Source organism: Yoonia vestfoldensis SKA53, from assembly GCF_000152785.1.
GTDB classification, from domain to species: domain Bacteria; phylum Pseudomonadota; class Alphaproteobacteria; order Rhodobacterales; family Rhodobacteraceae; genus Yoonia; species Yoonia vestfoldensis_A.
In genome coordinates this window covers 2,982,269-3,004,098 of sequence record NZ_CH672414.1, presented here as the reverse complement: position 1 = coordinate 3,004,098, position 21,830 = coordinate 2,982,269, and the positions used below count along the sequence as shown (strand labels likewise).

Annotated in this window: 22 protein-coding genes; 13 read left to right on the top strand and 9 right to left on the bottom strand. The window is 61.3% G+C overall.

The genetic code is table 11. The features are described from left to right. Window positions 1-46 precede the first annotated feature (46 nt). The gene (locus tag SKA53_RS14690; RefSeq protein WP_007206969.1) at window positions 47-2,116 is read left to right on the top strand and encodes a hypothetical protein; all 2,070 of its coding nucleotides are present in this window, start codon (window positions 47-49) and stop codon (window positions 2,114-2,116) included. A 28-nt stretch (window positions 2,117-2,144) separates the two neighbouring features. Here SKA53_RS14690 and SKA53_RS14685 read toward each other — a convergent pair whose 3' ends face one another. Further along, window positions 2,145-2,858 carry a DUF599 domain-containing protein gene (locus tag SKA53_RS14685; protein ID WP_007206968.1) on the bottom strand — a complete coding sequence of 238 codons (714 nt, stop codon included), beginning with the start codon at window positions 2,856-2,858 and terminating at the stop codon, window positions 2,145-2,147. Between the two features lie 89 nt (window positions 2,859-2,947). Between SKA53_RS14685 and SKA53_RS14680 the strand changes: the two genes are divergently transcribed. The 5 genes from SKA53_RS14680 (at window position 2,948) to SKA53_RS14660 (ending at window position 8,323) form a co-directional block, all read left to right on the top strand. Beyond that, window positions 2,948-4,381 (top strand): FAD-linked oxidase C-terminal domain-containing protein, encoded by a 1,434-nt coding sequence (locus SKA53_RS14680; protein WP_007206967.1) that lies wholly within the window; start codon window positions 2,948-2,950, stop codon window positions 4,379-4,381. A gap of 67 nt (window positions 4,382-4,448) precedes the next feature. Then, window positions 4,449-5,543: an FAD-binding protein gene (locus tag SKA53_RS14675; RefSeq protein ID WP_007206966.1), complete on the top strand. Its 1,095-nt coding sequence runs from the start codon at window positions 4,449-4,451 to the stop codon at window positions 5,541-5,543. Next, window positions 5,543-6,862, top strand: a complete 1,320-nt coding sequence (gene glcF / locus SKA53_RS14670) for a glycolate oxidase subunit GlcF (protein WP_007206965.1) — start codon at window positions 5,543-5,545, stop codon at window positions 6,860-6,862. The genes SKA53_RS14675 and glcF overlap by 1 nt, the downstream gene beginning before the upstream one ends. A gap of 57 nt (window positions 6,863-6,919) precedes the next feature. Further along, a complete protein-coding gene (locus SKA53_RS14665) occupies window positions 6,920-7,726 on the top strand; it encodes a trypsin-like serine peptidase (RefSeq protein WP_040483018.1) in 807 nt (268 codons plus the stop codon). Between the two features lie 129 nt (window positions 7,727-7,855). Continuing rightward, entirely contained in the window at window positions 7,856-8,323 is a 468-nt protein-coding gene (locus SKA53_RS14660; RefSeq protein ID WP_040483339.1) for an Hsp20 family protein, read from the top strand. An 89-nt stretch (window positions 8,324-8,412) separates the two neighbouring features. Here SKA53_RS14660 and polA read toward each other — a convergent pair whose 3' ends face one another. Together polA and SKA53_RS14650 are read right to left on the bottom strand one after the other, a co-directional pair. Next, window positions 8,413-11,223: a DNA polymerase I gene (gene polA / locus SKA53_RS14655; RefSeq protein WP_007206962.1), complete on the bottom strand. Its 2,811-nt coding sequence runs from the start codon at window positions 11,221-11,223 to the stop codon at window positions 8,413-8,415. Window positions 11,224-11,263: 40 nt separating this feature from the next. Continuing rightward, window positions 11,264-11,443 carry a zinc-finger domain-containing protein gene (locus SKA53_RS14650; RefSeq protein WP_007206961.1) on the bottom strand — a complete coding sequence of 60 codons (180 nt, stop codon included), beginning with the start codon at window positions 11,441-11,443 and terminating at the stop codon, window positions 11,264-11,266. Window positions 11,444-11,529: 86 nt separating this feature from the next. On the opposite strand from SKA53_RS14650, the gene SKA53_RS14645 reads away from it, so the two are divergent. Further along, complete coding sequence (locus tag SKA53_RS14645) at window positions 11,530-12,453, top strand: ABC transporter ATP-binding protein (protein WP_007206960.1); 924 nt, start codon at window positions 11,530-11,532, stop codon at window positions 12,451-12,453. 6 nt (window positions 12,454-12,459) lie between these two features. Here the strand turns inward: SKA53_RS14645 and SKA53_RS14640 are convergent, their stop codons facing one another. Both SKA53_RS14640 and SKA53_RS14635 read right to left on the bottom strand, forming a co-directional pair. Beyond that, window positions 12,460-12,822, bottom strand: a complete 363-nt coding sequence (locus SKA53_RS14640; protein ID WP_007206959.1) for an HIT domain-containing protein — start codon at window positions 12,820-12,822, stop codon at window positions 12,460-12,462. Between the two features lie 9 nt (window positions 12,823-12,831). Next, on the bottom strand, window positions 12,832-14,409 hold the full coding sequence (locus tag SKA53_RS14635) for a DUF5928 domain-containing protein (protein WP_007206958.1): 1,578 nt from the start codon (window positions 14,407-14,409) through the stop codon (window positions 12,832-12,834). Window positions 14,410-14,487: 78 nt separating this feature from the next. Between SKA53_RS14635 and SKA53_RS14630 the strand changes: the two genes are divergently transcribed. The 3 genes from SKA53_RS14630 (at window position 14,488) to SKA53_RS14625 (ending at window position 16,379) form a co-directional block, all read left to right on the top strand. Next, window positions 14,488-15,351 (top strand): sulfotransferase family protein, encoded by an 864-nt coding sequence (locus tag SKA53_RS14630; RefSeq protein ID WP_007206957.1) that lies wholly within the window; start codon window positions 14,488-14,490, stop codon window positions 15,349-15,351. 89 nt (window positions 15,352-15,440) lie between these two features. Beyond that, complete coding sequence (locus SKA53_RS15665; RefSeq protein ID WP_007206956.1) at window positions 15,441-15,614, top strand: hypothetical protein; 174 nt, start codon at window positions 15,441-15,443, stop codon at window positions 15,612-15,614. A gap of 39 nt (window positions 15,615-15,653) precedes the next feature. Beyond that, window positions 15,654-16,379, top strand: a complete 726-nt coding sequence (locus SKA53_RS14625; RefSeq protein WP_007206955.1) for a hypothetical protein — start codon at window positions 15,654-15,656, stop codon at window positions 16,377-16,379. Here SKA53_RS14625 and SKA53_RS14620 read toward each other — a convergent pair. Beyond that, entirely contained in the window at window positions 16,345-17,337 is a 993-nt protein-coding gene (locus tag SKA53_RS14620) for an adenosine kinase (protein WP_007206954.1), read from the bottom strand. The two genes, SKA53_RS14625 and SKA53_RS14620, sit on opposite strands and share 35 nt — an antisense overlap. Next, entirely contained in the window at window positions 17,334-17,978 is a 645-nt protein-coding gene (gene nth / locus SKA53_RS14615) for an endonuclease III (protein ID WP_040483337.1), read from the bottom strand. The genes SKA53_RS14620 and nth overlap by 4 nt, the downstream gene beginning before the upstream one ends. Before the next feature lie 94 nt (window positions 17,979-18,072). Here nth and SKA53_RS14610 point away from each other — a divergent pair, with 94 nt between their 5' ends. From SKA53_RS14610 to SKA53_RS14600, 3 genes are all read left to right on the top strand, one after another. Then, complete coding sequence (locus SKA53_RS14610; protein ID WP_007206952.1) at window positions 18,073-18,948, top strand: methylated-DNA--[protein]-cysteine S-methyltransferase; 876 nt, start codon at window positions 18,073-18,075, stop codon at window positions 18,946-18,948. Window positions 18,949-19,038: 90 nt separating this feature from the next. After that, on the top strand, window positions 19,039-19,695 hold the full coding sequence (locus tag SKA53_RS14605) for an OmpA family protein (RefSeq protein WP_007206951.1): 657 nt from the start codon (window positions 19,039-19,041) through the stop codon (window positions 19,693-19,695). A gap of 109 nt (window positions 19,696-19,804) precedes the next feature. Next, entirely contained in the window at window positions 19,805-20,572 is a 768-nt protein-coding gene (locus SKA53_RS14600; protein ID WP_007206950.1) for a FadR/GntR family transcriptional regulator, read from the top strand. 84 nt (window positions 20,573-20,656) lie between these two features. Here the strand turns inward: SKA53_RS14600 and SKA53_RS14595 are convergent, their stop codons facing one another. Both SKA53_RS14595 and SKA53_RS14590 read right to left on the bottom strand, forming a co-directional pair. Beyond that, on the bottom strand, window positions 20,657-21,214 hold the full coding sequence (locus tag SKA53_RS14595) for a F0F1 ATP synthase subunit B (protein ID WP_007206949.1): 558 nt from the start codon (window positions 21,212-21,214) through the stop codon (window positions 20,657-20,659). Window positions 21,215-21,217: 3 nt separating this feature from the next. Continuing rightward, the gene (locus SKA53_RS14590) at window positions 21,218-21,763 is read right to left on the bottom strand and encodes a F0F1 ATP synthase subunit B' (RefSeq protein ID WP_007206948.1); all 546 of its coding nucleotides are present in this window, start codon (window positions 21,761-21,763) and stop codon (window positions 21,218-21,220) included. Window positions 21,764-21,830: the final 67 nt, after the last annotated feature.

The following is a 21,830-nucleotide window of genomic DNA, read 5'->3' as shown; positions in this document are numbered from 1 at the left end:
GCCACCGGCAATTCACGCGGCTCGGAAGATGCGAGGACGTTTGTAAATGACCGGCACGGTGATCTTTGACCCGCTGATTCCGCTGATCGCGGTTTATGGTCTGGCGGGGTTGGTTGTTCTGGCGGTCACGCTCGCCCTCTGGCGGCGGTTGCCGGGCTGGTGGCTGCGCGCGCTGGCGGGGATCGCGTTGCTGGCGGCCATGGCCAACCCGTCCTTGCAGCGCGAAGACCGCGCCCCGCTGAGCGATATAATCATGGTCGTGGTCGATGAAAGCGCCAGCCAGCGCATCGCGGGCAGGCCAGACCAGAATGCGCAAGCCTTGGCGAATATCACCGCAGAACTTGACCGCCAGCCCAATACGGAAATGCGCCTTGTCACGCTGGGGGATGCCAAGGGCGATCAGGGGACGGCCCTGATGACCGCGTTGTCGCAGGCATTGGCCGAGGAACCGCAGGGCCGGATTGCGGGGATCGTGGTGATTTCTGACGGGCGTGTGCATGACATGGACAATGCCCCCGCCCTGCCTGCGCCACTGCACCTGATCCTGACCGGCGCGCCTGACGATTGGGACCGCCGGCTGGTCATATCCAACGCCCCCGCCTTTGCCATTCTGGGCGAGACTTTTACCCTGACGCTGCGGATCGAGGATCAGGGTGCCGCACCCGCCACGCAGACGGTCGATCTGTCGGTTTCCATTGATGGCGCCCCACCGCTGACCCTGCCTGTGCCGGTGGGCCGTGATATCGAACTGCCGGTGCAATTGTCCCATGCGGGCATGAACGTGCTGCAATTCACCATTCCTGAAGCGGAAGGCGAATTGACCGACCGCAACAATACCGCCGTGATCCAGATCAACGGCGTGCGCGACCGGCTGCGCGTTCTGCTCGTATCGGGCGAGCCGCATCCGGGCGAGAGGACATGGCGCAACCTGCTCAAATCGGATTCTGCCGTGGACCTAGTGCATTTCACCATCCTGCGCCCACCCGAAAAGCAGGACGGTGTGCCGGTCACTGAATTGTCGCTGATCGCCTTTCCCACGCGCGAACTGTTCCTGGAAAAGATTGATGATTTCGACCTGATCATCTTTGACCGCTATCGCCGGCGCGGGATATTGCCCAATGCCTATCTGGATAATATCCGCAATTATGTCGACCAGGGCGGGGCTGTGCTGATTTCGTCGGGGCCGGAATATGGCGCCGCCGAAAGCATCTATCGCTCGCCTCTGGGCGCCGTGCTGCCCGGTGCGCCGACCGCGCGCGTGTTCGAGGAAGGGTTCGTGCCGCAGATCACCGATCTGGGCGCGCGCCATCCGGTGACAGCGGGGCTGGATGACCTGTCTCCGCCTGCCGCGGAGGGCGATGGTCCGGGCTGGGGCCGCTGGTTCCGGCTGGTCGATGTGGTGGTCCCGCAAGAGGCATCTGTCGTGATGTCCGGCCTTGATGATCGCCCTTTGCTGGTGCTGAACCGTGTTGGCGCAGGCCGTGTCGCGCTGATGGCGTCGGATCATTCATGGCTTTGGGATCGCGGCTATGAAGGCGGCGGGCCGCAATTGGAACTGCTGCGCCGTCTGGCGCATTGGATGATGCGTGAACCCGAGCTGGAAGAAGAGGCGCTGTTTGTCGAACCTGCAGGCCAGCAGATGCGGATCATCCGCCGCACCCTGTCGGAAACCACGGGCGACGTGACGATCACCCATCCCGACGGGACCGAGACCACCCTGCCCTTGACCGAAACATCCCCTGGCCGGTTCGAGACGCTGTGGGATGCGCCCGAGATCGGGCTTTACCGGCTCGATGACGGGGACCAGCAGGCCGTGATCGCCCTTGGCACTGCGGCACCGCGCGAATTCGAACAGACGATTGCAACGGGTGACATGCTGGCACCGCTGATCGACGCGCAGCGCGGCGGGATCATGCCGGTTTCAGCGGGTGCCGTGGACATCCGCGCCGTGCGCGCAGGCCGCCCTGCCACGGGACGCGGCTGGATCGGGATCACCCCGCGCGGCGCGTTCCAGACGGCGGATATCAAGATCACGCCCCTGGTGCCGGCATGGTTGTTCCTGCTGCTGGCCGCGATGTTGAGCGTGGCGGCATGGCTGCGCGAAGGGCGGCGTTAGAGCATCCCCAAAGGCCGCAAAATGCGGGTCATGGTTTCCCCGAAACGCCGTCGTCGTTCATCAGCACATTGCGCGGCAACGACGCAAATTCGCGCGACCAGATGATCCATGCCACGATCAGCGTTGCCGCGACCAATGCACCGGGGCCTGCCAGCCAGCCCAGCGCCGCAAGCGCGAAATACATCGACCGCAGGCCGCGGTTGAAATTCAGTGCGGCACGGATGTTCAGTTCCGCCGCCTGCGCCGCGCGCGGATAGGCCAGCGGATCGGCGGGGTCGTTTGGCACCGAGGCCATGACCACCGCGCAATAGCCGAACACACGGTTGGACCAGACGAATTTCAAAAAACCATTGATCAGAAACAGCGCCACCAGCGCCAGTTTCAACTGCCAGATCAGGACCGGCACCTGTGTATCGCTCACCTCAGCGGCAACGCCACGCAGGCTTTCGGTATTGCCAAGTAGCGCCAGCACGCCCCCGATGGCAAACAGGCTGGTCGATGCAAAAAACGCGGTGGCTTCGCGCAGACCGCCCAGGATCTGGCTGTCAAAAATGCGCGAATCGCGGGTGACAAGTACCTTCATCCAGTCGCGCCGCCGTTCGGACATCAGCATGGTGACCGAGGGGTTCTTGGCCCCCGGATGTTCGATCCGCCAGCCGATCCCGAACCAGACCAGCAAGATCAGCGCCGCCGCAATCGCGTCGAACAAAGTGAGCAGGGCAATATGGTCAAGAAATGTCATAACAAACCTGTAGCGGGTCCAGTTCCAACTTGCCATATGGCAAAATTGGTCATATATTCTTACCAGTCACCACGATGGGAGGTCGTTCCATGCAAATGCCACAGCCGAATGCCGGTGTCTTGTCCCGCAAGGACCAGATTGTCGCCCGATTGGCCGCTGTGCTGCCGCCGGATGCGTTGATGTCCGATATCGCGGAAACCCGCGCTTATGAATGTGACGCGCTGACCGCCTATCGCTGCCCGCCGCTTGCCGTGGTTTTGCCCTCGACGACCGAACAAGTCTCGGCCGTGCTGAAGATTTGCCATGATATGGGCGTGCCGGTTGTGCCGCGCGGATCGGGCACCTCGCTGGCCGGTGGTGCGCTGCCGACGGCGGATTGCGTGATCCTTGGCGTCGCGCGGATGACACAGGTGATCGAGACGAATTACCCCGACCGCTATATCCGCGTGCAAACGGGCCGCACCAACCTGTCGGTGACGGGTGCTGTCGAGGCGGATGGATTTTTCTATGCCCCCGACCCGTCCAGCCAGCTTGCCTGCGCGATTGCGGGCAATATCGCGATGAATTCGGGCGGCGCGCATTGCCTGAAATATGGTGTCACCACCAATAACCTGCTGGGTGTGACGCTGGTCACGATGGACGGCACTGTGATGGACATCGGCGGCGCGCATATGGATGCCGGCGGGCTTGATCTGCTTGGCGTGATCTGCGGGTCCGAGGGTCAGTTGGGCGTCGTGACCGAGGCGACCCTGCGCATTCTGCCCAAACCCGAAGGCGCGCGCCCCGTGCTGATGGGCTATGACAGTTCCGAAGTCGCGGGTCAGGTTGTCACCGACATCATCAAGGCAGGCATTCTGCCCGTTGCCATCGAATTCATGGACCGCCCCTGTATCGAGGCGACCGAAGCCTTTGCCAAGGCAGGCTATCCGATCTGCGAGGCGCTGTTGATCGTCGAGGTCGAAGGATCGCCCGCCGAAATCGACGCGCAGCTGGCGCTGATCATGCAGATCGCCCGCAGCCACAACCCCGTGGAATTGCGCGAAGCCAAGGATGCCGACGAGGCGGGCCGCATCTGGCTGGGCCGCAAATCGGCCTTTGGCGCGATGGGTCAGATCAATGATTACATGTGTCTGGATGGCACGATTCCAGTGTCGGCACTGCCCTATGTGCTGCGCCGGATCGGCGAGATGTCCAAGGAATACGGGCTGGGCGTCGGCAATGTGTTCCATGCCGGTGACGGCAATATGCACCCGCTGATCCTGTTTGATGCCAATAAACCGGGTGATCTGGAGCTCTGCGAGGCGTTCGGCGCGGATATCCTGCGGCTTTGTGTCGAGGTGGGCGGCTGCCTGACCGGCGAACATGGCGTGGGGATCGAAAAGCGCGATCTGATGCATGTGCAATTCGCCACTGCCGATCTTGAGGCGCAGATGGCAGTCAAGGATGTCTTCGATCCGGGTTGGTTGCTGAATGCGGCCAAAGTGTTTCCGCTGGATAGCTCTGCGCCACGGCGCGCGGCTTGAGGGCGCTTTGCCCCCGCCACGGACGCTGTCCGCGGCTCCCCCAGGATATTTATACTCGGAAGATGATATGACACCCAAGAACGAGCAAGACCTTGCCCGCATGGTGGCCGAGGCCGATGGCCCGCTGCGGATCATGGGCGGCGGGACAAGACCTATCGGGCGCGCGACAGGGGCTGCATTGTCGCTGGCGGGGATGGCGGGGATCACGCTTTATGAACCCGGCGCGCTGACGCTGGTGGCCAAGGCCGGTACGCCTTTGGCCGAGGTGCAGGCGCGGCTGGCGGCGGAAAACCAGCGCCTTGCGTTTGAACCGATGGATCATCGCGCACTGCTTGGCACCAGTGGAGAGCCGACCATCGGCGGGATGGTTGCGGCCAATGTGTCAGGGCCACGCCGGATCACCGTGGGGGCCTGCCGCGATTTCATGCTGGGCGTGCGGTTTGTCGATGGCGCGGGCAATATCATCAAGAACGGGGGCCGCGTGATGAAGAACGTCACCGGCTATGATCTGGTCAAGCTGCTCTGCGGGTCTTACGGCACCTTGGGTGTGCTGACCGAAGTGTCGCTGAAAGTGCTGCCGGATGTGCAAACCCAAGCGACGCTGGTGCTGGACGGTCTGGATGACGCGACCGCTGTCGCCGCGTTGGCCGCTGCCATGTCTTCGCCTTTCGAGGTGACAGGGGCGGCGCATGATCCTGCTGCGGGGCGCACGATGCTGCGGCTGGAAGGATTTGCCGCCTCGGTCGCGTATCGCGCGCAAGCCTTGGCGGGGGTCGTGGCTCCGTTTGGGTCAGCCACGGTACTGGATGATAAAGCCGCGTCTGCCGCGCTCTGGGCCGCGATCCGCGATGTGACCGCCTTTGCCGGACAACAGGGCTGCGTCTGGCGGTTGTCGGTCAAGGCGTCGGATGCGCCCGCGCTGGTCGCCAAGGCAGGGGCGCGGGCGGTGGTCTATGATTGGGCGGGCGGGCTTGTGTGGTTGCTGGCCGATGGTGATCTGCGCACAAGGCTGGGTGATTTCAAAGGCCATGCGACGCTGATCCGTGGGCAGGCGCATGTGCCGGTGTTCCAGCCGGAATCCGCGCCTGTCGCGGCGCTGAGCGCAGGGCTGCGCGCGAAATTCGATCCGCGCGGGATATTCAATCCGGGGATGATCGGCTGATGCAGACGACATTCACACCAGAGCAATTGCAGGATTCAGGTACCGCGCGGGCCAACCAGATTTTGCGCACCTGTGTGCATTGCGGGTTCTGCACGGCGACCTGCCCGACCTATCAGATATTGGGCGATGAATTGGACAGCCCGCGGGGGCGGATTTACCTGATCAAGGACATGCTCGAAAACGAGCGCAAGCCCGATGCCAAGACTGTCAAACATATCGACCGCTGCCTGTCGTGTCTGGCCTGCATGACCACCTGTCCATCCGGCGTGCATTACATGCATCTGGTCGATCATGCCCGCGCCTATATTGAAAAGAATTATGACAGGCCATGGTCGGACCGTGCCTTGCGCTGGATCTTGGCGCAGGTCCTGCCCTATCCGATGCGGTTCCGGCTGGCGCTGCTGGGGGCCAAGATTGGACGACCCTTTGCGCGGTTCATGCCTGATCCGCGCCTGCGCGCGATGCTGGAAATGGCACCGCGCACCATTCCGCCGGTCAGCCGCAATGATGATCCGCAGACCTTTGCGGTCGCCGATAAAAAGATGCGCGTGGCGCTGATGACGGGGTGTGCGCAAAAGGCGCTGAACACAGATATCAACGACGCCACGATCCGCCTGCTGACGCGTTTCGGGGCCGAGGTTGTCGTGGCAAAAGGGGCGGGTTGTTGCGGGGCCTTGACCCATCACATGGGCAAGGAAAAGGAAAGCCATGCGGCGGCCGCCGCCAATATCCGGGCCTGGGTGCGCGAGATGGATCAGGGTGGGCTTGATGCCATCGTCATCAATACCTCTGGCTGCGGCACGACGGTCAAGGATTACGGGCATATGTTCCGCGATGACCCGCTGGCCGCCGATGCCGCGCGGGTTGCCGCCATCGCGATGGATGTGTCTGAAGTGCTGATGAAGCTTGACCTGCCCGCAGGTGCCGCCAAAGGCACCAAGGTCGCCTATCACGCCGCCTGTTCCTTGCAGCATGGTCAGAAGATCAAGACATATCCCAAGGATTTGCTGAAAAAGGCCGGTTTCACCGTGTTGGAACCTGCCGACAGCCACCTGTGCTGCGGGTCTGCGGGAACGTACAACCTGATGCAGCCCGAGATCTCCAAGCAGTTGAAGGCCCGCAAGGTCAAGACGCTAGAGGCGCTGGTGCCCGATATCATCGCCGCAGGCAATATCGGCTGCATGATGCAGATCGGCAGCGGCACCGGCGTGCCAATCGTGCATACTGTTGAATTGCTGGATTGGGCGACGGGCGGGCCGCAGCCCCCCGCGCTGAGCGCCCCCGGCAAGACGGTGCCAGCGGTGCCGATCCTGCGCTAGCGCCGTGGTGCTGCGTGATCTATCATGCAGACCTGCGGCAGCTGGACGGAACACGGGATGCGCCATTTCATTGCGACAGTTTGCACGGTTCTGATGGCCGGTGTTGCCGCCGCGCAGGAAACCGGACTAGTCACCTTGCAGACGCGTCAGGACAGCGCGGGCTGGGAGGCTGTCGGGCGGCTTGATATCGCAGGAAAAGGGTTCTGCACGGCGGCATTGATCCGCGAAAAGCTGATCCTGACGGCGGCGCATTGCCTTTATGACAAGGACGGGTCTGTGGTCGCGGCGGACAGGTTTTCGTTTCGCGCGGGATTACGCGACGGGCGGGCGGCGGCGACGCGCGGGGTGACACGGGCGGTGGCACATCCGGATTACATCCACACCGGTGGTGTGACCCGCCCGGCGGCTGTGGCGATGGATATTGCAGTGCTGGAACTGGACCTTCCGATCCGTGAAACCCGCCTGCGCCCCTATCTGATCGCGCAACGCCCGCTGAGCGGTGACGAGGTCGGGGTCGTGTCCTATGGCCGCGGGCGCGAAGACGCCCCCAGCCTGCAAGAGGTCTGCAACGTGCTGGGCCACCAGACCGGCGTGATCATCATGACCTGCGATGTCGATTACGGATCAAGCGGATCGCCGGTCTTTATCATGCACCAGGGCGAGACGCGGATCGCCTCGGTCGTGTCCGCGATGGCCGAGGTGGGCGGCGAAAAAGTGGCGCTTGGCACCTCGCTCGAAGGGCCGCTGAATGCGCTGATGGCGCATTTGGCAAGCCAAGCCCCGGTGCGCCCGGGCGGCAGCCAGCGCGTGATGACATCGGGCGCGCGCAACGACACGGGCGCCAAATTCGTCACCGTCGATTAGGGTCTTGAAAGGCGCTGCTGCCTTTCCCAAATCTATCCCAGCAAGGTGCCAATGACGGGCCTTGCCCTAACGGTCTGTCCATGAATGGAAGGCCAGACATTGTTATCGCTTGATGAAAAGGATGACCCTATGCGTAGTTTTGATTTAACCCCGCTGTACCGTGCCACTGTCGGTTTTGACCAGATCGCCGAGCTTTTGGACCGTGCGCTGGCCAGTGATGTCGGCCAGACCAGCTATCCCCCCTATAATATCGAAAAAACCGCCGATGACGGCTGGCGCATTTCGATCGCCGTGGCCGGTTTTGCCGATCACGAGCTTGCGATCGAGGTCAAGGACCGCACGCTGCATGTCACCGCCCGCAAGGACGAAGACGACAGCACGCGCAAATTCCTGCACCGCGGGATCGCCACCCGCGCCTTTGAACGCCGGTTCCAGCTGGCCGATCATGTCGAGGTGACAGGTGCCTTGCATGAAAATGGCATGCTGCATATCGATCTGGTGCGCGAAGTGCCAGAGGCGCTGAAACCCCGCCGGATCGCCATTGCGCCTGCGCGCAAATCCGAGGCCAATCTGGTCGAGGCCAAATCGGTGAACTGATCCGCCGCTGCCGCGACGGAGCGCGCCGCGCGGGAGTATTTTTGGAAATAAGAAGTGGGGGCGCGGGGTTTTAGCCTCGCGCCCCGTTTTCAATGGGCGGTGGCCCAGTTTGGTCCCTGCCCCGCGTCCACGGAGAGTTTGACGTCGAGCTTGACGGCGGGGTCGCTGGCGGTTTCCATCACCTGCCGTGCGATGCCGATCAGGTCGTCGGCGGCGGTTGCATCGACCTCGAACAGCAATTCGTCATGGACCTGCAGCAGCATCTTGGCGGGCAGACCGGCGATGGCCTTTGGCATCCGGATCATCGCGCGGCGGATCACATCGGCGGCGGTGCCCTGGATTGGCGCGTTGATCGCGGCGCGTTTGGCGAAACCGGCCTGCGGGCCTTTGGTGTTGATTTCCGGTGTGTTGATCCGGCGGCCGAACAGGGTCTGGACATAGCCACGATCGCGGGCAAAGGCGACGGTGTCATCCATATATTGCCGGATGCCCGGGAAACGTTCGAAATAGCGGTCGATGAACCCTTGGGCATCGCTGCGCGGAATCCGCAGGTTGCGTGCAAGACCGAAACCCGAAATCCCGTAGATGACACCGAAATTGATCGCCTTGGCCTGACGGCGGATATCGGGCGTCATCTGGTCGAGCGGCACGTCGAACATTTCCGAGGCCGTCATCGCATGAATGTCGATCCCGTCAAGGAAGGCCTGTTTCAGCGCATCGATCCCCGCGATATGCGCCAGGATGCGCAATTCGATCTGGCTGTAGTCTAGGCTGACGATCACATTGCCTGGTGCCGCGACAAAGGCTTCGCGGATGCGCCGCCCTTCGTCAGACCGGACGGGGATGTTTTGCAGGTTCGGGTCGGTCGAGGCGAGCCGACCGGTGATCGCGCCCGCGATGGAATAGGACGTATGCACGCGGCCCGTGTCGGGGTTGATATGGTCCTGCAGCGCGTCGGTATAGGTTGATTTGAGTTTCGCCAATTGCCGCCAGTCGAGGATACGGCGTGGCAGGTCGTGGATCGTGGCGAGGTCTTCGAGCACATCGGCGCCGGTGGAATAGGCGCCTGTCTTGCCCTTGGCGGGCAATTTGCCGTCGGGCATCGCAAGGCCCAGTTCATCGAACAGGATTTCGCCCAGCTGTTTGGGCGAGCCGACATTGAACGGGCGGCCCGCCATTTTCTGGATCTCGTCCTCGAGTCCCGCCATCTTTTGCGCGAATGCGTTGGACATCCGCGACAGGGTATCGCGGTCAACCTTGATCCCGTGCATTTCCATCTGCGCCAGCACCGGCACCAGCGGGCGTTCGAGCGTTTCATAGACCGTTGTCACACGCGATTGGTGCAGCTGCGGTTTGAACATCTGCCACAGGCGCAGGGTGACATCGGCATCTTCGGCGGCATATTTTACCGCATCGTCCACCGGCACCCGGTCAAAGGTGATGGCAGATTTCCCCGACCCCAACAGCGGTTTGATCGGGATCGGGATATGCCCCAGATAGCGTTCAGACAACGTGTCCATGCCGTGATTGTGCAGCCCCGCATGCATCGCGTAGGACATCAGCATCGTGTCGTCGATGGGGGCGACAGCGATCCCCAGCAGCGCGAAAATCTTGGCATCATATTTCATGTTCTGCCCGATTTTCAGGATGCTCGCATCCTCCAGCACGGGCTTGAGCATCGCCAGACAGGCGGCCATATCCATCTGCCCTTCGGCCCGCGCGTCCGAGCCGAACAGATCATCCGCCCCCGCCTTATGCGCCAGCGGGATATAGCAGGCCTGCCCCGCCGCCACGCAAAGCGAGATGCCGACCAGATCGGCCCGCATTTCATCAAGGCTGGTGGTTTCGGTATCGACGGCGACATGGCCCGCCTCGTAAATCCGGTCGATCCAGACCTGCAGGGCTGTGGCATCGCGGACGCATTCATAGCTGTCGGCATCGAAAGGCACGGCCTCAATCGGGGCGGTTTCGGTCGCGGGGGCTGGCGCTTCGATCACGGGGGCAGCAACGCCGAGCTTGTCCGCGATCCGTTTGGATACGGTGCGAAATTCCATCTGGGCGAGAAAAGCCAGCAAGGTGTCGGGATCGGGCAGGCGGATTTCCAGATCATCCAGCCCGAAATCCAGAACCATATCGCAATCCAGCTGGACCAGCCGTTTGGACAATTCGATCTGCGCGCGATGGTTGACCAGCGTTTCGCGGCGTTTGGGTTGGGTGATTTCGCCCGCGCGCTCAAGCAGGCTTTCCAGATCACCGAATTCGTTGATCAGCAGGGCCGCGGTCTTGATCCCGATGCCCGGCGCGCCCGGCACGTTATCAACCGAATCGCCCGCCAGCGCCTGCACATCGACCACGCGGTCCGGAAAGACGCCGAATTTTTCGAACACGCCGTCGCGGTCGATGCGTTTGTTTTTCATCGGGTCGAGCATTTCGACACCGTCGCCGACCAGCTGCATCAGGTCCTTGTCGGAACTGACGATGGTCACACGGCCCCCCGCGCGGCGCGCCTGATGGGCAAGGGTGGCGATGATATCATCGGCCTCGAAGCCTTCGACCTCTTCGCAGGCGATGTTGAAGGCGCGGGTTGCGTCGCGGGTCAGCGGGATCTGCGGGCGCAACTCTTCGGGCATCGCCTCGCGGTTGGCCTTGTATTGGTCATACATGTCGTTGCGAAAGGTATGGCTGCCCTTGTCAAAGATCACGGCGACATGGGTCGCAGCGTCAGCACCAGAGTTGTTTTCGACATAGCGTTGCAGCATGTTCACAAAACCGCTGACCGCCCCTACTGGCAGACCGTCGGACTTGCGCGTCAGCGGCGGCAGCGCATGATAGGCGCGAAAGATAAAGGCCGATCCGTCGATCAGATGCAGGTGACAGCCTTTGCCGAATTGGGTTGTCATGACGTCCCTCCGTTCCGGCGACAATGTGGCTTGGACAAGGTCAGACCTTGCCTTCGAAATCCTTGTGGATCAGCTTGGCGTCGCAATAGGGGCATTCGACCCAACCGCGCTGGTCGGGGATCTGCAGCCAGACGCGCGGATGGCCCAGCCCGGCTTCGCCGCCGTCGCAGGACACGCGCCAGTCGTTCACAATGCGGGTTTCCGGTGCGGGTGTGGTCATTGATCTGGCCTGTCTGATTGCCGCGGGGCGCTGCCCGCCTTATGTGTCACCCTATACCGCAGCTGCGGCAAAGGGGAAAGACCAGCATGACCGACAACGCCATCGAAATCACCGGCCTGCACAAGACCTATGCGGCCACCAGCCGCGCACCCGCGCATCAGGCGCTCAAAGGTATCGACCTGAATATCCCGCGCGGGATGGTCTTTGGCCTGTTGGGGCCGAACGGGGCGGGCAAATCGACGCTGATCAACATTCTGGCGGGTCTGGTGGTGAAATCGGCAGGATCGGTAAAAATCTGGGGCTTTGATCAGGACAAAAACCCGCGCCAGTCGCGCGCGGCCATCGGGATCATGCCGCAGGAACCGAATCTTGATCCGTTCTTTACACCCGCAGGATCGCTCGACGTGCAGGCAGGGCTGTACGGCGTGCCGAAATCGCAGCGCCGGACGGCGGAAATCCTTGACCTGATCGGGCTGACCGACAAGGCCAATGCCTATGCAAGGTCATTGTCGGGGGGGATGCGGCGCAGGTTGTTGCTGGGCAAGGCGCTGGTGCATTCACCGCAGATTCTGGTGCTGGATGAACCGACCGCAGGCGTCGATATCACGCTGCGCAACATGCTGTGGGACAATGTACGCAAACTGAACCAGCAAGGTATGACCATCATCCTGACCACGCATTACCTGCAAGAGGCGCAGGAAATGTGTGACGAGATTGCCATCATCAACCACGGGGCCGTCGTGATCCGCGACAGCACCGCCAACCTTCTGGGGCGGCTCGACAGCAAGACGCTGGTCGTCACGCCTGCCAGCGCCGCGACCCTGCCCGCCCTGCCCGCGGGGATCACCGGACAGGCGCATGACGATGGACGGCTGAGCTTTACCTATAATGCGGGGGCCACACCAGCCGACGCGATCCTGTCGCTGCTGCGCGAGGCGGGTATCACCATCAAGGATGTGCAAAGCCGCGAGGCTGATCTCGAAGATGTGTTCCTGTCACTGACGTCCTGAACGTCGTCAGCCCTGCAGCATCCGGCCCAATTGCCGCCCGCCGATGATATGCAGATGGTAATGCGGCACGTCCTGCACGCCGTGGCTGCGGGTATTGGCGATGGCGCGAAACCCTTGGGCCACATCGGTCAGGCGGCAAACCTCGGCCACGGCCTGCATGAAACCGGCCTGTTCGGCAGGCGAGGCATCGCGCGCGAAATGGTCAAGGCTGACATAGGCCCCCTTGGGGATCACCAGCACATGCACCGGTGCCTGCGGGTTGATATCGTTGAACGCCAGCGCATGGTCGTTTTCATAGACCGTCTGATTGGGGATTTCCCCGCGCAGGATTTTCGCAAAGATATTCTGGTCGTCATAGTCAAAAGTCATCGGTCTTCCTTAATCAACAAACAGATGCGGCGTTTGCGCCAATGCCAGTGCTGTGGTGTCGTCCACCCCCAGAAACACCGCAAGCGCCGCCGCGTTTTCGGCATCGGTGGCGGTTTCACGCAGGCGCGCGGCATTCTTGAAACGGGCATCGCGGATCGCGTCACGTTCATGAATCATGTCACGGCGGATCGTGGGCAGCAAGCGCGCGAAGGTGTCGCGCGATGTTTGCGGCCCGGCCAGCCCCACACGGATCGCATGACCGATCAGATAATCGTCACCCAGATCGCAGTCGATTTCCAATATCCGCACATCGGCGCGGTCAGCATGGAAATCCCCGAGCAGATCAAGGCTGGATGTATCCAGACAGATCACCACCCGATCCGTTCCCGCATGATCGTACAGCATCCGGACGAAAGCACGGTGATGGCGGCCACGTTTGGCCAGCGACCTCTCGATCCCGCCCATATCGGGCAATGGCGTGTCATCCTCATGGAACAGGTAATCAAAAGCCGGAATATCGGTGCTTTGGCGGATCGCCGCCGTCAGCCGCTTGGCGACATGCCATTTCTTACACAAGATGATCAGCAGGCTGCGCCCCGCCCCGATTGACGCCTCCGCCTCCCAGAACCGCGGGGCGAACCGCCGGCCGCTGCGCCCGCGCGCGGTCAGAAAGCTGAACAGGGTCCGGCCTTCGTTGGAAATGGTGAAATCCGTCCGATCCGATGCATAAAGCGCGCCCAGCACCTGTTTCAGGCGATGCGCCTCTGCGCTGATCTTGCGCGCGAACAAGGCATCCTGCCCCAGCAAAAGATCGGCATGGTCGTTGTAGAACGACACCGGCATCCCGTAATCGCTGAACATCAAAAAGGTCAATGTGCGGCTCTCGATCTCGCGGCCGGGGACGAGATGGCGAACAAGGGTCTGAAAAAACGTCTCGTCGGGAATCCAGGTCGTGCGGAAAAACCGGATCACGTCCGGGCGCTGGCGGGTGAAGGCCAGCACAGCCGCAACGCTGCTTCGGCGCAAGCACCACCACTGGCTGCCGATCATGACCTGAATACCAGTTGGGACCGCGCGGGTGATATTCAACCGCTTTTGCAAGGCAAAGGCAGCGTAAAACCGGCGCTTCTGGCTGCGTTCGTTGAAATAATGGCGATAGATCAGCCGTTCTTCGCGCAATCCGGTCTTGATCCAGTCAGTGTCGAAGAAATCGAAACTTTCGATGAAATCCTTGTCATGGGCATCCAGAAACCGATGCGCGTAATGGGCGGATTTGATCGGCATGCAATCGCCCGACAGCATGTAGAAATGGGTCGCCTGCGCAAAGGCGTCAAACGCGGCCTGCAGCGTGCGCAGGGTGGCCTCTACCAGGCTCCATTCGCCCCAGCCGCATCTGACACGGCGCGTCACAAAGATCGCGTTAGGGTTGTCTGCCAGCGCGCTGGTGATCTTGCGGTAATCGGCAGGGGCGGCAGAGGCATCGAAATGGATCGCCACATAATCGCCAGCGGCCGTCAGCCGTGTCACCTGATTCAGGATGGCATCGGGGTCTTTGTGGCAAAGCAGGATAAAGGCGACACGTGCCATGATATTCTTCGTTCCGCGACTGGCTTTGTCGCGTTTTAGCGCAAACAGACATTGAAGCGACAGGGTTTCTTTGCCTTTATGTCGTCGGGTGGGCGCAGCTTGGCACAAAGGAGCATCGCATTGGCCAATTTTCCCGGAACCTGGATGACGCCCAGCGAAAGCATGGTCTACCGTGTGGTGCCGAAATGCGCCTGTTCGACCATCGGGCAGATCATGTATTATTCCGATCACGGCAGGTTCTTCGACGGCGACATCCATGACGCGAAGACAGGCCTGCACAAATGGGCGCTGGAGAACAGCCAGCAGCCGATCCGGGACAATGTGCTGGCGCATAAAAGTTTCGCCTTCACCTGCGTGCGCAACCCCTATACCCGCATCCTGTCGTCGTTCTTCGACAAGATCTGCGGCGTGCAACGCAGCGGAAATTACTATCGCGGCAATCTGGTCCCGCAGCTGATCCAGAAATACGGGATCGACGTGGGCAATCCGGCGGATGGACTCGCCTTTGATCAGATCAAAAGCTTCCGGCGATTCTTGCTGTTTGCATGCGACACGATCCGCTGGCGCAAACCGATGGAGCCGGATATCCACTGGTCGGCCATGTCAGGCCATATCGGGACATTCATCGCGAATGGCGGGCGTTATGACCACATCTTCTGGACCGAAAAATTTGACGACGGCATGCAGGCCGTGCTGGACCGGACCGACCGGCCCCATGCGATCGACCTTGCCACGATCCCGCGTTTCAACGAAAGCGAAGGCCACGGCCCCAAGCGGCTGCATCCTGTCGAGGATTACTTCGACGATCTGTCGATGCACTTGGTCTATGAAATCTACAAACGCGATTTCCGGCTGTTCAAATACGATTTCGAAAATCCGGCCAACAAGATGCCTGTGGGCGAGATCGACCTGGACGAAGTGCATGCCAAGCTGGGGCAGTAAGGGGGCTGTCTGCCCCCTCGGCGCTGGCGCGCCTCACCCCCGAGGATATTTTTGCTCGAACGATGCCGTTTAAGGGGATGTTAAGGTTAATGCGCCATGCTGATGCTGCGGTACAGGCAGGGATGCCGATGACCGCCGACAACGATGCCGCCATCTGTTGCAAAGCGCCGGGCGACCAAGTGATGGATGGCGGTTATCTTTTGCATCGTTCGAGCCCAAATATCCCCGCCGGAGGCATAAAAGTTTTTCTCGACATCGCTTGATGCTGGGTTATCTGCCAGACATCGGGTGATGCAAGGAAAATGATGATGGCGGTTGTTCTGGTGCTGGGCAGTGGCCCGAATGTTGTGGAAACCCGTGACTGGCCGCGCCATCCATTCGACCGGATCGTGGCGATCAACAACGCCTGGGCGGTGCGCCCCGATTGGGACGATCTGATCCATCCTGATGATTTTCCGGCAGCGCGCATGCCGCGCGCGCTGGCCCCAGAGCAGCGGATTATCAGAGCCGCCGATTATGTTCCCTTGCAGAACGCATTTGGCGGCTTTGTTTATGCCGGCGGGACGATGGCCTTTACCGCAGGCTATTGGGCGCTGGCGGCGCTCAAGCCACGCGTGATTGCGATGATGGGCTGCGATATGGTCTATCCCGCGCAAAGCCAGACGCATTTCTATGGCACCGGCACAGCCGACCCGTTGCGCGCCGACGTCACTTTGCGCTCGCTCGAAGCGAAATCGGCGCGGTTCATGCTGATGGCTGCCGCGCGCGGCTGTGCTGTCGTCAACCTGTCACTGGACGAAAGCCGGCTGGTCTTTCCGCGCTCCACGCCACAGGCGACAGCCATTGCGCAGCCGCTGCCCTATGACCTTGCCGAGGCAAAGGCGGCATTGGACGAAGAGGCCCGGCTTGGATATTACGTCCCATCCGGCAAATACTGGAAAGAGGAAGGGCGCTTTGACCCTGCCGCAATCGACGCGCTGGACCAGCGCTGGCTTAAAGCAGCTGGTGTTTTGCAAACAGCGTCCTGAGATCGGTTTCCGGCCGCGCGCCGATATGGCTGATCACCTCGGACGCCGCCAGATTGCCCATCTTGCCGCAGGTTTCCAAACCGAACCCTGCGGTCAGCCCCCACAGGAACCCTGCCGCGAACAGATCGCCCGCGCCTGTCGCATCGACAATCTCGGTCGGCACGGCAGGCACATGCCAGCGCGCGCCATTTGACAGGATATGTACGCCATTGCCGCTGTCGGTGCAGGCCACCATCTCCACCTCTGCCGCCGACTGGGCAAGGGCGGCCTCGAAATCTGTCGTCTGGTACATCGCCAGCATTTCCGCGCGGTTGCAGAACAAAAGATCCACATGATCGCGGATCATCGCGGCAAAGGCGTCGCGGTGCCGTGCGATGCAGAACGGATCCGACAGGGTGATCGACACCCGCCCGCCTGCGCCTTTGCAAGCGGCAATCGCCTTGGCAAAGGCCGCGTGGCTGTCGGGTCCGTCGAAACGATAGCCTTCCAGGTAGATCCAGTCAGCATCGGCCATCTGCGCGTCATCAATGTCGTCGGGCGACAGGAATTCGGTCACGCCAAGATAGGTGTTCATCGACCGCTCGCCATCCGGCGTCACGATGACAATGCAGCGTCCGGTTTCGGCGGTCTCGGTCTTGGGCGCCATACGTGTCGCATAATCGGCACCCTGCGCGCGCAGGTCATGCGCAAAGATCGCGCCCAGCTGGTCATCCTTGACCTTGCCCACATAGGCGGTCCGTCCGCCCAGCTGCGCGATACCGGCGATGGTATTCGCAGCCGATCCGCCGCTGATTTCCTTGGCCGGGCCGATCCGGTCATAAAGATCGACTGCACGGTCCATATCAATCAGCTGCATGATGCCTTTTTGTACGCCAGCGGTATCCAGAAATCCGTCGTCAGCGCGCGCAAGCACATCGACCATCGCATTGCCGATTCCGACAACCTGATACTTTTTCATAAATTCTTTTCCTCATAGAGACACAGATCGCGGATCAGACAGGCACCGCATTTGGGTTTGCGTGCGACACAGACATAGCGCCCGTGCAGGATCATCCAATGATGCGCATGCAATTGATAATCGGCGGGGATATGGTCTTCGATGGCGCGTTCCACCGCATCGACATCGCGCCCCGGCGCCACGCCGCTGCGGTTGCCAAAGCGATAGATATGCGTGTCCACCGCCTGCGCCGGCTGGCCCCACCACATGTTCAGCACGACATTGGCCGTCTTGCGCCCGACGCCGGGCAGCAATTGCAACGCGGCGCGGGAATTGGGCACTTCGCCGCCGAAATCATCGACCAGAATCTGGCTCATCTTGATGATGTTCTTGGCCTTCTGGCGAAACAGGCCAATCGTTTTGACATGCTCGGTCACGCCGTCCAGCCCGAGATCCAGCATCTTTTGCGGTGTATCGGCGACAGCGAACAGCCCGCGTGTGGCCTTGTTCACGCCTTTGTCGGTGGCCTGCGCGGACAGCGCGACCGCCACGACCAGCGTATAGGCGTTGACATGCTCAAGCTCGCCTTCCGGCTCGGGCGCTTCGGCCTGAAAACGCGCAAAGATCGCGCGGATGGAATGATAATCAAGCTGCTTTGCCATGTTTCTGGTATGCAACGCCCGTTGCGGCTGGGCAAGCGCCGGATGCGCAATAATCGGGTCGCGGGGGGCGCGCGATATCACTAGGATCAGACCCATGAACCAGTCAGACAGATATCATTACCACGTCATGCGCCGCGCCATCGACCTGATCGATGCTGCGGGCGACGCACCGCTGTCGCTGGCCGATCTGGCGGCGCAGATGCAGATGAGCCCTGCGCATTTCCAGCGCCTGTTTTCATCCTGGGTCGGGGTGTCGCCCAAACGCTATCAGCAATATCTGAACCTGTCGCATGCCAAGACCTTGTTGCGTGACCGCTTCACCACGCTGGACACCGCCCATGCGGTCGGGCTGTCCGGTTCGGGCCGGCTGCACGATCTGTTCCTGCGCTGGGAAGCGATGAGCCCCGGCGATTACGCGCGCGACGCGGCGGGGCTAACGATTGTCTGGGGCTGGTTTGACAGTGCCTTTGGCCCCGCGCTGGTGATGGGGACCGATCGCGGGATTTGCGGGCTGGCCTTCGCCGCGGAAACCGGTGCTGACGCCGCGATGGCCGATCTGTGCCAGCGCTGGCCTGCCGCAACGTTCATCGAAAACCCCGATGCCCTGCGCGGCTGGGCCGAGGCTGCGTTTGGCATGACCGGCGAAACCCGCCTGCACATGATCGGCGCGCCATTCCAGCTCAAGGTCTGGGAGGCGCTGCTCGCCATTCCGTCAGGCCATGTGACCACCTATGCCGAGATCGCGGGCGCCATCGGCAACCCAAAGGCCGTGCGTGCGGTTGGCACGGCTGTCGGGCGCAACCCTGTCAGTTGGTTGATCCCCTGTCACCGCGCCTTGCGCAAATCGGGGGGGTTGGGCGGTTATCACTGGGGGATGCCTGTCAAACGGGCCATGCTGGCATGGGAATCTGCGCGCATTGACGCAGGCGATGCGATGGGCGGAAAAGCACTGGAACCAAAAGGGGCGTGAAACCGTTATTGGATAGCAATGCATTTGTCGTCATAAGACAGCGTGTAAACCGCGCCGTTTTGCGCACTTTAAAGTAGTGGAAACCCTGTCATGATCCTATCCAAATTCCCGCTCGCGATTGCCGCGTCTGCCATGCTGCTGGTGGCCGCCTGCGATCCCGGTGCACCGAACCAAAGCCAGAACACGCGTCAGGGTGCCATGATCGGCGCGCTTGGGGGGGCTGCTGCCGGCGCCTTGATCGGCAACGACGGCACCGTGCGCGACCGCAACCGCGCGGCATTGATCGGCGCTGCACTGGGTGCAGGCGTCGGTGGCGGGATCGGCAACAGCCTTGACCGTCAGGCCGAAGAATTGCGCCGCGCGCTGCGCAACGATGTGGGTGTGTCCAATAACGGCACCAACCTGGTGGTCGTGCTGTCACAGGATCTTTTGTTCGCGACCAACAGCACACAAATCGGCGCACAATCGCAGAATGACCTGATGATCGTGGCGCGGTCGCTGACCAATTACCCTGATTCGACCATTAACGTGATCGGCCATACCGACAATGTCGGCTCTGCCAGCTTTAACCAGGACCTGTCGGAACGTCGTGCGCAATCTGTGGCCGGCGTGCTGCGCAGCGGCGGCGTGTCACCCGGGCGGGTCCGGTCGATCGGCGCGGGTCTGTACCAGCCGATCGCATCCAACGCCACAGCCGAAGGCCGCCAGTTGAACCGTCGTGTGGAAATCATCATCACGCCAAACTGATCTTTCGACATGCGACCGGCGAAGGGGCTGCAATCTGCGGCCCCTTTTCATTTGAACACATCATACAGAATGTGGTCATATGAACAGACCAAAACGCGAAAGAGACATTATGCCGTTCGAGCCGGTTCTTCAGGAAAAACTGTCCCAGGGCGTTGTGCACCAGATCGAAGGTCTGATTTTGCGCGGCATCCTACGGCCCGGCGAGCGTCTGCCATCCGAACGCGAGCTGAGCGAGACTATGAACGTGTCGCGCCCGTCCCTGCGCGAGGCTTTGGCCGATCTGCAGGAACGCGGCCTGCTGATTTCACGCGCCGGGGCGGGGGTGTTCGTGGCCGATGTGCTGGGGTCCGCTTTTGCCCCCGCATTGGTCACGCTTTTTGCATCCCATGACGAGGCCGTGTTCGACTACATCAGCTTCCGCCGCGACATGGAGGGGCTGGCCGCCAGCCGCGCCGCCATTCTTGGGAGCGATACTGACCTCAAGGTGATCGACACTATTTTTCAAAAGATGGAAACCGCCCATCTGAAACGCAATCCGGCAGAAGAAGCCCATCTTGACGCCGGATTCCATCTGGCCATCATCGAGGCCAGCCACAACATCATCATGCTGCATATGATGCGGTCGATGTATGACCTGCTGCGCGAAGGTGTGTTTTATAACCGAAGCGTCATGTTCAAACAGCGCACGACGCGCGATGCCTTGCTTGACCAGCACCGCCAGATCAACATGGGGCTGCAAGCGCGCGATCCTGTCGCGGCCCGTGCGGCGGTCGAGGCGCATCTTGATTATGTCGAACAGGCGCTGACACGCCAGCAAAAGGCGGACCGCAACGAAACCTTCGCACAAAAGCGGTTCCAGCACGAATTGCGCCGCTAATCCGGCCGCGCGCCACGGCCTTTGAACGCAAAAGCCCGGATGCATCGCGGCATCCGGGCTTTTTGTATCATCAGATTGATCGGTTTAATGCAGTTTATCTGCGACAACCGCGATGGATTCGTCGATCAGCGCACCGGCCGATTTCGCGTTCATCTGCCCTGCCAGAACGTCCTTGGCAGCAGCGACAGCAACGATCACGGCCTGATCGCGGACATCCTTGATCGCAGCGGCCTGTGCGGATGCGATCTGTTCCTCGGCGGCCTGCATGCGGCGGCTGATGGATTTGGCGATCTCTTCTTTCGCAGCGACCGCCGCATCATTGGCTTCTTGCTTGGCAGAGGCGACAATCCGGTCAGCCTGGACTTGCACGTCCTTTTGCTTGCGCTCGTAAGAGGCCAGCAGCGCCATCGCCTCTTCGCGCAAAGCCTTGGCTTCGTCGAGCTCGGCACGGATATTGACAGCACGCTTGTCCAGCATGTCTGCCACCAGCGCCGGCACCTTGTAATACAGCAGGATGCCGATGAAGATCAGGAAGGCGACAAGAACCACGAAATCGGTGTTGCGCAGCGACACGAACGGATAATCGGCCGCCAATGCGGGCGAGGCTGCGGCAACGAAAAGGGCAGTGACCATAAAACGCATGACTTATCCTTTCATCCGCGCGTTGACCGCGGCGGTGATTGTCGTGGCGTCAGCAGTGCCACCCAGCGCCAGCACCAATTCCTTGGCGGTGTCGGTGGCGACCTCGGTGATGTTCTTGATGGCGCTGTCGCGGATTTCGCCAATGGCTGTTTCGCTTTCGGCGGCCTTGGCGGCGATGGCGGCATCGGCCTTTTGCAATGCGACGTCAAGGTCGGCCTGAATCTCTGCCTTGGCCTTGGCGATGATCTCCTGGGCCTTGGCGCGGGCATCGGTCAATGCCTGTTCATAGGCGGTTTCGGCTTCGGCTGCCTTGTTCTTGAAATCTTCGGCTGCGGCAATATCGTTCGTGATTGTGCCAGAGCGTTCGGCCAAGACCGCGCCAATCCGTGGCAGCGCAATGCGCGACATCACGAAGAAAATCGCAATCAATGTGACGATGAGCCAGAAAATCTGGTTCGGCATCCATTCAGCGCAAAGCTGCGGCATGCCAAGAGCGGATCCGCCGGCGTCGACGCAAGCTCCTGCGATCGTATTTGTCTGTGTTGCCATGATGGTCCCCGAATACCTTGCAGGTTTACCGACCGACACGCATCAAACGCGCCGGTCAGCCGTAAGG

Bases quoted from the DNA above. Each gene is read 5' to 3' on its own strand.
- SKA53_RS14645 (WP_007206960.1), top strand. From the start codon at position 11,530: ATGACCGACAACGCCATCGAAATCACCGGCCTGCACAAGACCTATGCG.
- nth (WP_040483337.1), bottom strand. From the start codon at position 17,978: ATGGCAAAGCAGCTTGATTATCATTCCATCCGCGCGATCTTTGCGCGT.
- SKA53_RS14640 (WP_007206959.1), bottom strand. From the start codon at position 12,822: ATGACTTTTGACTATGACGACCAGAATATCTTTGCGAAAATCCTGCGC.
- SKA53_RS14600 (WP_007206950.1), top strand. From the start codon at position 19,805: ATGCCGTTCGAGCCGGTTCTTCAGGAAAAACTGTCCCAGGGCGTTGTG.
- SKA53_RS14665 (WP_040483018.1), top strand. From the start codon at position 6,920: ATGCGCCATTTCATTGCGACAGTTTGCACGGTTCTGATGGCCGGTGTT.
- SKA53_RS14660 (WP_040483339.1), top strand. From the start codon at position 7,856: ATGCGTAGTTTTGATTTAACCCCGCTGTACCGTGCCACTGTCGGTTTT.
- SKA53_RS14610 (WP_007206952.1), top strand. From the start codon at position 18,073: ATGAACCAGTCAGACAGATATCATTACCACGTCATGCGCCGCGCCATC.
- SKA53_RS14590 (WP_007206948.1), bottom strand. From the start codon at position 21,763: ATGGCAACACAGACAAATACGATCGCAGGAGCTTGCGTCGACGCCGGC.
- SKA53_RS14630 (WP_007206957.1), top strand. From the start codon at position 14,488: ATGTCGTCGGGTGGGCGCAGCTTGGCACAAAGGAGCATCGCATTGGCC.
- SKA53_RS14685 (WP_007206968.1), bottom strand. From the start codon at position 2,858: ATGACATTTCTTGACCATATTGCCCTGCTCACTTTGTTCGACGCGATT.
- SKA53_RS14680 (WP_007206967.1), top strand. From the start codon at position 2,948: ATGCAAATGCCACAGCCGAATGCCGGTGTCTTGTCCCGCAAGGACCAG.
- SKA53_RS14595 (WP_007206949.1), bottom strand. From the start codon at position 21,214: ATGCGTTTTATGGTCACTGCCCTTTTCGTTGCCGCAGCCTCGCCCGCA.
- SKA53_RS14635 (WP_007206958.1), bottom strand. From the start codon at position 14,409: ATGGCACGTGTCGCCTTTATCCTGCTTTGCCACAAAGACCCCGATGCC.
- SKA53_RS14605 (WP_007206951.1), top strand. From the start codon at position 19,039: ATGATCCTATCCAAATTCCCGCTCGCGATTGCCGCGTCTGCCATGCTG.
- SKA53_RS14675 (WP_007206966.1), top strand. From the start codon at position 4,449: ATGACACCCAAGAACGAGCAAGACCTTGCCCGCATGGTGGCCGAGGCC.
- SKA53_RS15665 (WP_007206956.1), top strand. From the start codon at position 15,441: ATGCGCCATGCTGATGCTGCGGTACAGGCAGGGATGCCGATGACCGCC.
- SKA53_RS14650 (WP_007206961.1), bottom strand. From the start codon at position 11,443: ATGACCACACCCGCACCGGAAACCCGCATTGTGAACGACTGGCGCGTG.
- SKA53_RS14690 (WP_007206969.1), top strand. From the start codon at position 47: ATGACCGGCACGGTGATCTTTGACCCGCTGATTCCGCTGATCGCGGTT.
- SKA53_RS14620 (WP_007206954.1), bottom strand. From the start codon at position 17,337: ATGAAAAAGTATCAGGTTGTCGGAATCGGCAATGCGATGGTCGATGTG.
- polA (WP_007206962.1), bottom strand. From the start codon at position 11,223: ATGACAACCCAATTCGGCAAAGGCTGTCACCTGCATCTGATCGACGGA.
- SKA53_RS14625 (WP_007206955.1), top strand. From the start codon at position 15,654: ATGATGATGGCGGTTGTTCTGGTGCTGGGCAGTGGCCCGAATGTTGTG.
- glcF (WP_007206965.1), top strand. From the start codon at position 5,543: ATGCAGACGACATTCACACCAGAGCAATTGCAGGATTCAGGTACCGCG.